Annotated in this window: 10 protein-coding genes; 6 read left to right on the top strand and 4 right to left on the bottom strand. The window is 64.6% G+C overall.

Annotated features, from left to right (window positions below; translation table 11 throughout):
* Positions 1–8 precede the first annotated feature (8 nt).
* Entirely contained in the window at positions 9–1229 is a 1221-nt protein-coding gene (locus B6S44_RS03055; protein WP_129155265.1) for a M20 family metallopeptidase, read from the top strand.
* Entirely contained in the window at positions 1226–2362 is a 1137-nt protein-coding gene (locus tag B6S44_RS03050; RefSeq protein ID WP_248309409.1) for a M24 family metallopeptidase, read from the top strand. Before B6S44_RS03055 ends, B6S44_RS03050 begins: the two co-directional genes overlap by 4 nt.
* A gap of 54 nt (positions 2363–2416) precedes the next feature.
* On the opposite strand, the gene B6S44_RS03045 is transcribed toward B6S44_RS03050, so the two are convergent.
* A complete protein-coding gene (locus tag B6S44_RS03045; protein ID WP_129155264.1) occupies positions 2417–2611 on the bottom strand; it encodes a hypothetical protein in 195 nt (64 codons plus the stop codon).
* Between the two features lie 163 nt (positions 2612–2774).
* A complete protein-coding gene (locus tag B6S44_RS03040) occupies positions 2775–3380 on the bottom strand; it encodes a TetR/AcrR family transcriptional regulator (protein WP_129155263.1) in 606 nt (201 codons plus the stop codon).
* Between the two features lie 77 nt (positions 3381–3457).
* Between B6S44_RS03040 and B6S44_RS03035 the strand changes: the two genes are divergently transcribed.
* Together B6S44_RS03035 and B6S44_RS03030 are read left to right on the top strand one after the other, a co-directional pair.
* Positions 3458–4579 (top strand): efflux RND transporter periplasmic adaptor subunit, encoded by a 1122-nt coding sequence (locus tag B6S44_RS03035; protein WP_248309408.1) that lies wholly within the window; start codon positions 3458–3460, stop codon positions 4577–4579.
* On the top strand, positions 4576–7683 hold the full coding sequence (locus tag B6S44_RS03030) for an efflux RND transporter permease subunit (protein ID WP_129155262.1): 3108 nt from the start codon (positions 4576–4578) through the stop codon (positions 7681–7683). Before B6S44_RS03035 ends, B6S44_RS03030 begins: the two co-directional genes overlap by 4 nt.
* Positions 7684–7887: 204 nt before the next feature.
* On the opposite strand, the gene B6S44_RS29235 is transcribed toward B6S44_RS03030, so the two are convergent.
* Positions 7888–8064 carry a RidA family protein gene (locus tag B6S44_RS29235; protein WP_164985699.1) on the bottom strand — a complete coding sequence of 59 codons (177 nt, stop codon included), beginning with the start codon at positions 8062–8064 and terminating at the stop codon, positions 7888–7890.
* A gap of 101 nt (positions 8065–8165) precedes the next feature.
* On the opposite strand from B6S44_RS29235, the gene B6S44_RS03025 reads away from it, so the two are divergent.
* Both B6S44_RS03025 and B6S44_RS03020 read left to right on the top strand, forming a co-directional pair.
* Positions 8166–8396, top strand: a complete 231-nt coding sequence (locus B6S44_RS03025) for a type II toxin-antitoxin system CcdA family antitoxin (protein WP_206735065.1) — start codon at positions 8166–8168, stop codon at positions 8394–8396.
* A gap of 4 nt (positions 8397–8400) precedes the next feature.
* A complete protein-coding gene (locus tag B6S44_RS03020; protein WP_164985698.1) occupies positions 8401–8712 on the top strand; it encodes a CcdB family protein in 312 nt (103 codons plus the stop codon).
* Positions 8713–8794: 82 nt separating this feature from the next.
* Here the strand turns inward: B6S44_RS03020 and B6S44_RS03015 are convergent, their stop codons facing one another.
* Positions 8795–12526 (bottom strand): vitamin B12-dependent ribonucleotide reductase, encoded by a 3732-nt coding sequence (locus B6S44_RS03015; protein ID WP_129155259.1) that lies wholly within the window; start codon positions 12524–12526, stop codon positions 8795–8797.
* Positions 12527–12892 lie beyond the last annotated feature (366 nt).

The raw sequence follows: 12892 nt of genomic DNA, 5'->3' as shown, positions 1-12892 counted from the left end.
AGCCGACCATGACCTATCGTGACCTGATCCATTCGCTCGACGAGAACGCCTGCCTCGCGCTGCTCTCCGATTGGGTGAAGCACAAGAGCTACTCGGAAACCGAGGGCGAGAAGGCGCTCGTCCATCATGTCGTCGGTCAGATGCAGGCGATGGGCATCGAGGCGCACATGCAAAGCTTCGACGAGGGCCGCCGCGCCAACGCCATCGGCCTGTGGAAGGGTACGGGCGGCGGCAAGAGCCTTCTCTTCAACGGCCATCTCGACACCAATCCCGCCACCGAAGGCTGGACGGTCGATCCTTGGGGCGGCGTCGTGGACGAGGAGTTCATCTACGGCATCGGCGTCTCGAACATGAAGGCGGGCGATGCAGCCTCCTATTGCGCCGTGAAGACGCTGCTCGGCGCCGATGTGAAGCTGAAGGGCGACGTGATCCTGACCTATGTCGTCGGCGAGTTGCAGGGCGGTGTCGGCACGGTCGCGGCGATCGAGAGCGGCATCCGCGCCGACTACTTCGTCAACAGCGAGCCGACCGACGTGCAGGCCGTGACCATGCACGCCTGCGCCTTTTCCTTCGTCATCGAGCTCGTCGGCAATACGCGCCATCTCTCCAAGCGCGAGCATGCCGTCGACGCCATCATGGCAGCCTGCGATCTCGTCCCGCGCCTCAACGCCATGACCTTTTCCGGCGCCCCCTCCCCCGAGCACGAATCGATCAACCGCGTCCATGTCGGTGTGATGCATGGCGCGCTCGGCAAGGAGCTGCACGAATGGCGGGCGCCACAGGTCGCCGACTACTGCAAGCTGAAGGGCTCGGGTCGTTTCGCGCCGGGACAGACGCAGGACGGCGCGCTTGCAGATATGCAGCGCGAGCTGACAGCGCTCGAGCAGCGCTTTCCCGGCCTGAAAACCTCGATCCGGATTGAGAAGAAGGAAGGGCACCGTTCCATGCCGGCCTTCGAGGTCGCCAAGGACGCCCGCATCGTCAAGGCGATCAACGCCGCCTATGAGGTCGTGCGCGGCGAGAAACAGCCGACAGGCGCGATCAGGCCGCCGGGCTTTTTCGGCACCGATGCCGGCCATCTCTACGCCCAGCCCGGCATGGAGGGCGTCGTCTGCGGTCCGGGGGGGCGCTACAACACCATGCCCGACGAGCGCGTCGAGATCCGCGACTTCCTCGACATGGTCCGCATTTACATGCTGACGATCCTGGACATCTGCGAGGTGGCGTGAGCGCTCCTTTTCCGCGCGAGGAGTTCGCGGCGCGGGTCGCAAGAACCCGCTCGGCGATGGCCGAGGCCGGCGCCGACCTTTTGCTGGTCGACCACGCGGAGTTCCTCGCCTGGCTGACCGGCTACACGGTCTCGGAGACGATGTACCGCGCCGCCTTCCTGCCGCGCGAGGGCGAGCCCTGGTTCGTGTTGCGCGAACTCGACGCCGCGCCGTGCCGCGACGCCTGCTGGTTTACCGACATCGTAGGCTTCGCCGATACCGATGAGCCGCATGTGGTGATGGCGGAGGAACTTCGGCGCCGCGGCTTCGCCAGCTGCACGATCGGCTCCGATCACGCCTCTTACGGCTTCACCGCCGCAACGCGCGACCGGCTCGCAGCGTTGCTGCCGGGCACGCGCTTCGTCGACCTGCCGCAAGCGAGCGACCTGCTGCGTGCGGTAAAGTCGCCGGCCGAGGTGGATCTGATCGCCCGCGCCGCCGGCATCGCCGACAAGGCGATGATGGCCATCGCCGCGCTGGCGCGGCCCGGGATTTCGCCGCGCGCCGCTGCCGCGATCGCCGCCGCCTGCTTCCTGGAGAACGGCGCTGATACAGGTGAAACCGGGCCGATCGTGCCGGGTATCGGCGGCCATGAATTCCTGCATGGCGTCATGACCGATCAGCCTCTGGCTGAAGGCGGTGTGCTGCATGTCGAACTGATCCCGAAAGTGCGCAATTACGGCGCACGACTGATGCGTCCGGTCTTGATTGGCGGGGACCAGCGGGAGCTTTTGCCACTCGCCGAGCGTCTCGTCGCGCTCCAGGATCGCCAGTTCGCAGCGATGCGGCCTGGCGCCTTAGCATGCGACGTCGATGCTGTGCTGCGCGAAGCCGTACTTCGCGAGGGCTTGCGCCCAGTATATGACAACGTCACCGGATACACGCTCGGCCTCTATGGCCGCACGCCGCGCCCGAGCGACTTCTCTCGCGTGTTCCTGCCGAACGCCCGCTGGAGACTTGAAGAGAGCATGGTATTTCACATGTATACGACAGCAGGTGGCTTGGGGTTCAGCGAAACGATCGTGCTCGAAACCGAAGGCTGCAGGCGCTTGAGCTCGCTGCCTCGGAAACTGCTCTCAACCACTGTCCATTGAAGCTTACGCTCCCGCACAGCCCACGGCCCTCCTTCTTTATGTATCCCGTCCAGCTTACGGCCGGGACTTTCTGTCCGTTGGTTGAGCGTCAATTTGCGCATTGATCCCGATGATCTCGCGTTCGATCTTTTGCAGCCGCGCTTCGATCGCGTCTCCGGTGTCGTTCTCGAAGAAAGCAATATTTCGAACGATGCTCTTGGAGATCGACCCCACCTTCGCGGCGATGCGCGCGTAAAGCTTGTCCAGCATTGCATGGTCCCCGTTGATCGCTGAGCCGTGGTGGGGCTCATCCCGCCCTCAGAGCCGAACAGCGTCTTGACCGCGGCGATCTCGCCCATGACGAAGCCGTCGCGGGCCGTGTCGAACGGGCGCGAGGCCATGTCGGCGGGAAGAGGTGCAGCCCCGAACTTCGTCATTGGCGCGGTCCCGACCGTGCCTCGCCCGCAGGCAACTGTGCCAGCACGCTCTCGGCGGCCGCCTGCAGGAGCCGTTTCGACATATGCTCGTCGTTGACGGCGCGTGAAAGGAGCACTGCGCCAACCATCGTCGAGAGGACGGCCATAGCCCGGCCATCAGCCGCGGCGTCTTCGGCGTTGCCGACCCAGCCACCCAGCATCTCGAGATGGTCTTCGATCCCGGCCTGGAACGCCGCCTTCACGTCCGGACCTTGCCTGGCGGCATCCGAACCCAGCGCAACGATGGGGCAGCCATCCGATTTCTCGGCGCAGTGACCCATGCTGAGATAGAAATCGACCACGGCCGACAGCGGGTCTTCGGGATTGGACCGGGCCGCAGCCGACCACCGGCCCGAGGCGCTCTCCAGGGCGCGCCTTGAGGCCTGCGCGGCCAGGTCATCCTTGGATTCGAACTGCTTGTAGAAGGCGCCCTGCGTCAACCCGGCACCGGCCATCAGATCCTTCAGGCCAATGCCGTCGAAGCCGTGCTGCCGGAACAGACGGCTGGCCACGTCAATGACCGTTTGCCGATTTTCCTCGGCCTGCTGCCGCGTCACACGCATGGGGATCTCCAAATTAGATTGCGTTTGTAATCTATATAACTTATAGATGTCATACGCAATCTAATTGGTTCGAGGCGATGGGCAAGAAAATGAGATCGGTAATCGTCGCAGGGAGCGTTGTGTTCGCAGCGTCCGCGGTCGCGGCGTTCGTCATGCTCTCGGCGCGCTCGCAGAAGGCTTCTGCCGTGAGCGACCCGAGGCAGAATGCTCCGATCGTCAGGTTGGCGACTCCCGCGCCGGTCGTCGACGCCGAACGCCGCTTCACGGGTGTCATCGCAGCCCGTGTCCAAAGCAATCTGGGCTTCCGCGTTGCCGGCAAGATCGTCGAACGGCGTGTGAATGTCGGGCAGGCCGTTTCAGCCGGTCAGGCGCTCATGCGGATCGACGAGACTGATCTCCAGCTCGCGCTCACCGCAAAGCGCAACGCTACAGCGGCGGCTCGCGCCGTTCTGGTTCAGGCGCGAGCTGACGAGAAGCGCTATGCCGTTCTGGTCAAGGACGGTTTTGCTGCGAGCCCGCAGCGCTACGAGCAGGCAAAGGCTGCGCTGGATACCGCCGTGGCCCAGCTCGCCGCCGCAGAAGCGGACGAGAAGGTCGCTGAAAACGGGTCAGGCTATTCCCTTCTGGTCGCCGACGCCGATGGCATTGTCGTCGAAACGCTGGGCGAGCCGGGACAGGTTGTCTCCGCCGGCCAGACGGTTATTCGGCTAGCCCAGGCCGGCCCCCGTGAAGCGGTCGTTTCGCTCCCCGAGACAATCAGGCCGACGATCGGCTCGAACGCCGAAGCGAGCCTCTACGGCACAGACCTGCGCCGCTATGGAGCCACCCTCCGGCAGCTCTCCGATTCTGCGGATTCCCAGACCCGCACCTATGAAGCGCGCTACGTTCTCGCAGGAGAGGCCGCGACAGCCCCGCTCGGAGCGACCGTCACCATCAGGTTGGCGAACCAGGCAAGCCAGCCGGAAATGGAGGTGCCGCTCGGTGCAGTGCTGGACGATGGTCAAAAAACGGGTGTCTGGCTCCTGAATGGAGCGACCTCGACGGTTCAATTTCGCCCTATCAAGCTTGTGCGGGTCACGAGCGAGACGGCCGTGATCTCCGGACTGAGCGTCGGCCAGCCGGTTGTCGCGCTCGGAGCGCATCTTCTGCAAGACGGCGTTCGCGTCCGGATTGATCCCCAAAGCAGGGGTAGCAAATGAGCCTCAATCTCTCGGCCATCGCCGTTCGCGAACGGGCCGTCACCCTGTTCTCGATCATCCTGCTCGTCGCCGCCGGCGCCTATGCCTTCTTCATGCTGGGACGTGCGGAGGACCCGAGCTTCACCATCAAGACGCTGACGGTCACGACCGTATGGCCGGGCGCGACCGCGCGCGAGATGCAGGATCTCGTCGCCGAACCTCTGGAGAAGCGGATCCAGGAACTGACCTGGTACGACCGCGTCGAGACGACGACCCGACCGGGCTACGCCTATCTGACGGTGACGCTCAAGGACAGCACGCCGCCCGCTGCCGTGCAGGAAGAGTTCTACCAGGCCCGCAAGAAGCTCGGGGATGAGGCCCGCAACCTGCCGCCCGGCGTTCTCGGCCCCTTCGTCAACGACGAATATTCGGATGTGAGTTTTGCCCTCTATGCGCTGAAGGCCAAGGGCATGCCGATGCGTGAACTGGCCAGGCAGGCCGAGGTCATCCGTCAGGATCTCCTGCACGTCCCCGGCGTCAAGAAGATCAACATCCTCGGCGAGCGGCCCGAGCAGATCTTCGTCGAGTTCTCCTATGCCAGGCTCGCGACCTTGGGCGTATCGCCACAGGACATCATCACGGCCCTTCAGCGCCAAAACACCGTCACCCCGGCCGGCTCGATCGACACGAGCGGGCCGCAGATGTTCATCCGAATCGACGGCGCCTATGCGGGCTCGAAGACGATCGCCGACACGCCGATCGTTGCCGCGGGGCGCACGCTCAAGCTCTCCGACATCGCCGATGTCCGCCGCGGCTATCAGGATCCTCCGACATACCTGATCCGGCGTCAGGGAGAGGCCACGATTCTGGTTGCGGCCGTCATGCAGGAGGGCTGGGATGGCCTCGCGCTCGGCAAGGCGCTGGAGCAGAGGACGGCGGGCATCGCGCAGACGCTGCCGCTCGGCATGACGCTCGACAAGGTGACCGACCAGGCCGTCAACATCGCTTCGGCTGTCGACGAATTCATGATGAAGTTCGCAATGGCGCTCGGCGTCGTGCTGCTGGTGAGCCTGCTCAGCCTGGGCTGGCGCGTCGGCATCGTGGTGGCGGCGGCTGTCCCCCTGACGCTCGCCGTCGTCTTCCTCATCATGTTGGAAACCGGTCGGTTCTTCGACCGCATCACGCTCGGCGCCCTCATCCTGGCGCTCGGCCTTCTGGTGGACGACGCCATCATCGCCATCGAGGTGATGGTGGTGAAGATGGAAGAGGGCATGGACCGCATCAAGGCGGCCGCGTATGCGTGGAGCCACACCGCGGCGCCGATGTTGTCGGGCACGCTCGTGACGATCGCCGGGTTCCTGCCTGTCGGCTTTGCTCGTTCTACAGCCGGCGAATATGCCGGGAACATCTTCTGGGTCGTCGGCTTCGCGCTGATCGTCTCCTGGATCGTCGCGGTCGTCTTCACACCCTATCTCGGCGTCAAGATGCTGCCCGACATCAAGCCGATCCCCGGCGGTACGCACGCAATCTACGACACGCCGAATTATCGGCGCCTGCGCGGGATCATCACCTTCGCCGTGCGCCACAAATTCATGACATGCGGCATCGTCGTCATCGCGTTCGCGCTGTCGGGCATCGGCATGGCCGGCGTTAAACAGCAGTTCTTTCCGACATCGGACCGGCCCGAAGTGCTGGTCGAGGTGCGCCTGCCGGAGGGCACCAGCATCGAAACGACGACCGCCGCGGTCGATAAGCTCGAACGCTGGCTGGACGGCCAGCCCGAGGCCAAGATCGTCACGAGCTATGTCGGCCAGGGCGCGCCCCGCTTCTTCTTCGCTATGGCGCCGGAACTGCCCGATCCCGCCTTCGCCAAGATCGTCGTGCTGACGCCCGACGCGGAGAAGCGCGAAGTTCTGAAGCATCGGCTTCGAGACGCCATTGCAGAGGGCCTTGCGCCCGAAGCGTTCGTGCGCGTCACGCAGCTCGTGTTCGGGCCGTACACACCGTTTCCCGTCGAGTTTCGGGTGATGGGTCCAGATCCGGCGCAATTATATGCGATCTCCGGACAAGCTCTGGAGGTGATGCGGGGCGTCGCAGACGTCCGGCAGGCCAATCGGGACTGGGGCAATCGCACGCCTGTGCTCCGCTTCGTCCCAGACCAGGACCGATTGAACCTCATCGGGCTGTCGCCGGCTGCAGTTGGTCAGCAGCTTCAATTCCTGCTGACCGGCGTCGCCGTCACGCAGGTTCGCGAGGATATCCGTAATGTGCCCGTGGTGGCGCGCAGCGCCGGCGGCGAAAGGCTGGATCCGGCCCGTCTTGCGGATTTCTCGCTGATGAGCCGCGACGGCCGCCAGATTCCACTCGACCAGATCGGCCATTCCGAGATCCGCCTGGAGGAGCCGATCCTGAAGCGCCGCGACCGCACGCCCGTCATCACGATCCGCGCAGATATCAACGAGGCCACCCAGCCCCCGGAGGTATCCAAGCAGATCATGACGGCACTGCAGCCGCTGATCGCATCCCTTCCGGCCGGCTATCGCATCGAGATGGGGGGATCGATCGAGGAAGCTACGAAGGCCAACGCCGCCTTGGGCAAGGTCTTCCCGGTGATGATTGCTGCCACACTCATCGTCATCATGCTCCAGGTGCGGTCGTTCTCGATGATGGCGATGGTGCTGCTCACCGCGCCGCTGGGCGTGATCGGCGTCGTCCCGACATTGCTCATCTTCAACCAGCCGTTTGGCTTCAACGCCATTCTCGGCCTGATCGGGCTCGCCGGCATCCTGATGCGCAACACTTTGATCCTCACCGAGCAGATCGAGGAAAACCGCGCTGCTGGCCTCGACGACTATCACGCCGTCATCGAAGCGACGGTGCAGCGCACGAGGCCCGTGATGCTGACGGCATTCGCCGCGGTGCTCGCCTTCATTCCCCTGACGCACTCTGTTTTCTGGGGATCGATGGCGTACACGCTGATCGGAGGCACGGCAGTCGGAACCGTATTGATCCTGCTGTTCCTTCCCGCGCTCTATACGGCATGGTTCCGGATCAAGCCGACTGCTGATCAAATTCCTGAGATTCCGACGGCGTCAGATCTGCGACCAGCAAGGGCTGCCGAGTAGCGGCTGCCTCAGGATCTCCCAGGCTGTCGAGTAGCTGCGACCTCCTTCCCACGATGGGTCTGCTTTGCCCGACCGTTCGCTTTGAATTGTCGCTCGGTGCGCTGGGGAAAGCGTTCCGAGCGCAAAAGGTGAAGGCCTCGACATACTCCTCGAGCGGCACGCCGTATTGCTGGCCGAGGCAGACCGCGATGGCGAAGTTGTTCATCATCGCCCGGAAGGCCGCGCCCTGGTCGGGCATGCCTCCTCCGGGATCTGTCCCTGCGCATCGCCGCCGGTGACGCCGGTCAGGAAGGCGAACCCGCCGGACAGGATCGCCGGCGACATCCTGAGTTGCTCAGCGGCAGCGCGGAACTCGGACGGGGTGACGGCGCGTTTGGGCATGGGCGTCTCTAGAAAGCTGACGACAAGCAGAAGGCCGCGAGTCTCGTTGCGCAAGACCGCCCCGCGTGACAGCACCCTTCTAATGTGCATAAATCATGCGCATGAATCGTACTGCCAAGAGACCGATCAACCTCTCGCTCGACGCCAGCCTGGTCGAGGCCGCTCGCGCTCACGGCCTCAATCTCTCGGCGATCACCGAAGATGCTCTGCGAGTGCGGATCGCGCAGGAGAATGCCCGGCGCTGGCTCGAGGAGAACGCCACCGCCATCGCCGCCCAGAATGCTTGGACGGCCGAGCACGGCCTGTTCTCGGACGAGTTCCGAGGCTGGTGAAAGCGTGGCGCAATACGACGTCTATGAACACCCCGGCGAGCGCCTTCGCGCCGAATACCCGTTCGTCATCGACCTTCAGGCTGACCTGCTCTCCTCGCTCGACACCCGCGTGATCGCGCCGCTGCGCCGGGCGGAGCTGGTACCGACGATCAGGCGACTGAACCCCGGCTTCACCATCAATGGCATCGGCGTCGTGTTGGTGCCGACGGAGATCGTTGCGATCCGCCGCAGCCTGCTGGGGCCGCCGATCGCATCATTGGCGAAGGAGCACTTCGCCATCACCGCGGCGCTCGATCTGATGCTGGCCGGGATTTGATCCGGCGAACGAGCCGATCATCCAAACAAGAACGGCCGGAGCAAGCTCCGGCCGTCACTGTATCTTTCAGCTTAAACTGAGTTCAAGAACACCCAGTCGTCGAGCCACACGTGTTGCACTTCAAACACGTGCCGTTCCGCACCAGCGTGAAGTTGCCGCATTCGCCGCAGCTGTCGCCGACATAGCCCTTCATGATCGCCTCGGCCCGGCGCTCGGAGGCGCTCGGCTGGGCGGCCGGCGCGGCGAAGCCGAGCTTGCTCATCTCGGCTTCGCCATAAGCCTCCGGCTCTTCCTTCAGCGCGGTCGCGCCGACGGTCGAGAGGCCGGTGAGGTGGGCGCCACCACGGGCGACCGCGTCGTTGGCAGCACCACCCTGGCCGCCCTGGATGGCGAGCAGGTTGATCGGCTTGCCGCGGCGGAAGCCCGAGGAAGCCAGCGGGGTCGAGGTGATCGGCCCGGCCGCATCCGGCGCCTTGCCCTGCTCCACACCGCTGCCCATCACGTCATGGCCGATCTCGCTGGGATCGACATGGGCGAGGTCGTGCCGGCCGAGATAGGAGATCGCCAGCTCGCGGAAGACGTAGTCGAGGATCGAGGTCGCGTTCTTGATCGACTGGTTGCCCTGCACGAAGCCCGAGGGCTCGAAGCGGGTGAAGGTGAAGGCCTCGACATACTCCTCCAGCGGCACGCCGTATTGCAGGCCGAGCGAGACCGCGATGGCGAAGTTGTTCATCATCGCCCGGAAGGCCGCGCCCTCCTTGTGCATGTCGATGAAGATCTCGCCGAGGCGCCCGTCGGAATACTCGCCGGTGTGGACATAGACCTTGTGGCCGCCGACCACGGCCTTCTGGATGTAGCCGGTGCGGCGCGACGGCATCTTCTCGCGGTCGCGCACCCGCTCGACCCGCTCGACGATGCGCTCGACGATCTTCTCGGCGATCTGCGTGGCGCGCGCCGCCAGCGGCTGCTGGTAGAGCGCCTCGGTCGCATCGTCGGCGTCGTCGTCCTCGTCGGCGATCAGGGCCGAGTTCAGCGGCTGCGACAGCTTGGAGCCGTCGCGGTAGAGCGCGTTGGCCTTCAGCGCCAGCTTCCAGGAGAGCAGATAAGCGCTCTTGCAGTCCTCGACGGTGGCGTCGTTCGGCATGTTGATGGTCTTGGAGATCGCGCCCGAGATGAAGGGCTGCGCCGCCGCCATCATGCGGATATGGCTCTCGACCGAGAGATAGCGCTTGCCGATGCGCCCGCAGGGATTGGCGCAATCGAAGACGTTGTAGTGTTCCTTCTTCAGGTGCGGCGCGCCTTCCAGCGTCATCGCCCCGCAGACATGGACGTTGGCGGCCTCGATCTCGGCCTTGCTGAAGCCGAGGAAGGGCAGGAGCTCGAACGACATGTCGTTGAGCTTCTCGGCCGGGACGCCCAGCGTACCGGTGAGGAAGTCCTCGCCCAGCGTCCACTTGTTGAAGACGAACTTGATGTCGAAGGCGCTCTTCAGCCCCTTCTCGACCGCCTCGATCTTCTCGTCGCTGAAGCCCTTGGCCCGCAGCGAGCCGGGATTGACGGCAGGCGCCTGCTTCATCGAGCCATGGCCGACGGCATAGGCCTCGATCTCGGCGATATCGGCCTCGCGATAGCCGAGCGCCCGCAGCGCGTCCGGAACCGCGCCGTTGATGATCTTGAAATAGCCGCCGCCGGCGAGCTTCTTGAACTTCACCAGCGCGAAATCGGGCTCGATGCCGGTGGTGTCGCAGTCCATGACCAGGCCGATCGTGCCGGTCGGCGCGATCACGGTCGACTGGGCGTTGCGGTAGCCGTGCTTCTCGCCGAGCGCCAGCGCCTCGTCCCAGCTCGCCTTGGCCCGCTCCGACAGCGTCACCGAGGAGCCGCCGAGGCGCTCCAGCGTGGCATGGTCGAGCGGCACCGGCGTGACCTGTAAGGACTCATAGCCGGCATCCTGGCCATGGGCCGCGACGCGGTGGTTGCGGATGACGCGCAGCATGTGCCGGGCGTTCTTCTTGTAGCCCGGGAACGGGCCGAGCTCGCCCGCCATCTCGGCCGAGGTCGCATAGGCGACGCCGGTCATGATCGCGGTCAGGCCGCCGGCAAGCGCCCTGCCCTCGTCCGAGTCGTAGCCGAGGCCCATGGTCATCAGCAGGCCGCCGATATTGGCGTAGCCGAGGCCGAGCGTGCGGTACTCATAGGAGAGTTCAGCGATTTCCTTCGAGGGGAACTGCGCCATCGTCACCGAAATCTCGAGCACGATGGTCCAGAGCCGGCAGAGATGCTCGTAACCGGCGACGTCGAAGGCCTTGATCTCGCGATCATAGAACTGCAGCAGGTTGGCCGAGGCCAGGTTGCAGGCGGTGTCGTCGAGGAACATGTACTCCGAGCACGGGTTCGAGGCGCGGATGCGTCCCGAGGCCGGGCTGGTGTGCCAGTCGTTCATCGTGGTGTTGAAGTGCAGGCCGGGATCGGCCGAGGCCCAGGCGGCGTAGCCGATCTTCTCCCAGAGGTCGCGCGCCTTCAGGGTCTTGGTGACCTTGCCGGTGGTGCGGCCGATCAGGTTCCAGTCGCCGTCGGTTTCCACGGCGCGCAGGAAGTCGTCGGTCAGCGAGACCGAGTTGTTCGAGTTCTGGCCGGAAACGGTGAGATAGGCTTCCGAATCCCAGTCGGTGTCGTAGGTGTCGAACTGGATCTCGGTATAGCCCTGCTTGGCGAACTGGATGACCCGCTTGATGTAGTTGTCCGGGACCAGTGCCTTGCGGGCGAGCTTGATCTCGCGCTTCAGCGCCGGGTTCTTCTCGGGATCGAAGCAGGCATCGTCGGCAGCCTCGCAGTTCACGCAGGCCTTCATCACCGCCTTCATCGCCTTCTGGACGATCTTGGAGCCGGCGACCAAAGCCGCGACCTTCTGCTCCTCCTTCACCTTCCAGTCGATATAGGTCTCGATGTCGGGATGATCGACGTCGACCACGACCATCTTGGCGGCGCGGCGGGTGGTGCCGCCCGACTTGATCGCGCCGGCAGCGCGGTCGCCGATCTTGAGGAAGGACATCAGGCCGGAGGAGCGGCCGCCGCCGGCGAGCTTTTCGCCCTCGCCGCGCAGCATCGAGAAGTTCGAGCCGGTGCCCGAGCCGTACTTGAACAGGCGCGCCTCGCGCACCCACAGATCCATGATGCCGCCCTCGTTGACGAGGTCGTCCTGCACGCCCTGGATGAAGCAGGCATGCGGCTGCGGATGCTCGTAGCTCGACTTCGACTTCACCAGCTTGCCGGTCTTGAAGTCGACGTAGAAATGGCCCTGGCTCGGCCCATCGATGCCATAGGCCCAGTGCAGGCCGGTGTTGAACCATTGCGGCGAGTTCGGCGCGACCATCTGGGACGCCAGCATGAAGCGCAATTCGTCATGGAAGGCGTGAGCATCCTCCTCCGAGGAGAAATAGCCGCCCTTCCAGCCCCAATAGGTCCAGCAGCCGGCGAGCCGGTCGAAGACCTGCTTGGACGAGATCTCGGAGCCGTAGCGCTCAGCCTCAGGCAGCTTGGCGAGTGCAGCCTCGTCGGGAACCGAACGCCAGAGGAAGGAGGGAACGTCGTTCTCTTCCACCTTCTTCATGGCGGCGGGAACGCCGGCCTTGCGGAAATACTTCTGGGCGAGCACGTCGCTCGCGACCTGCGACCAGGCCTCCGGCACCTCGATGCCCTCGAGCCGGAAGACGATCGAACCATCGGGATTGCGGATTTCGCTCACAGCCGAGCGGAAGGGGATCGCCGAGTAAGGCGACTGGCCGGCGGTGGTATGGCGGCGCTCGATGCGCATAAGCTTCGTCCCCAATGCTTGCCGCGGACGCATCCTGGCGCCCCGCGCGGCCGGTTGCTCACCGGCTCCTGATGTCAATCCAACTCGGTTTGATGCCCCTGGATCCCGCGGCGGTGTGATCCCGCCGTCGAGCGTCCGGTTGCGACCAGGCGGAGCATACGTCGCCGTTCGCCGTCGCCATTGCTGGCGCGCCGCGGTGATCGCCCGACCCATCTGGGAACTCGTTTCGCGGGTCGAAAAAGGCGTCTCCGCCAACCGTCACGCGACCGTCAAAATTTAGTCCCGAATGGGCCGCGACGTCAAGGATTAGTGCGCATCGATAGGTGTGGATACGACATCTTGTAGGAAGATGTGGATCATGGGGAT

The sequence above is a fragment of the Allobosea sp. Tri-44 genome (genome assembly GCF_004123845.1).
Classification (GTDB): Bacteria; Pseudomonadota; Alphaproteobacteria; order Rhizobiales; family Beijerinckiaceae; genus Allobosea.
Note: the sequence above shows the minus strand (reverse complement) of the source record. Positions and strands in the feature narration are given on the sequence as shown.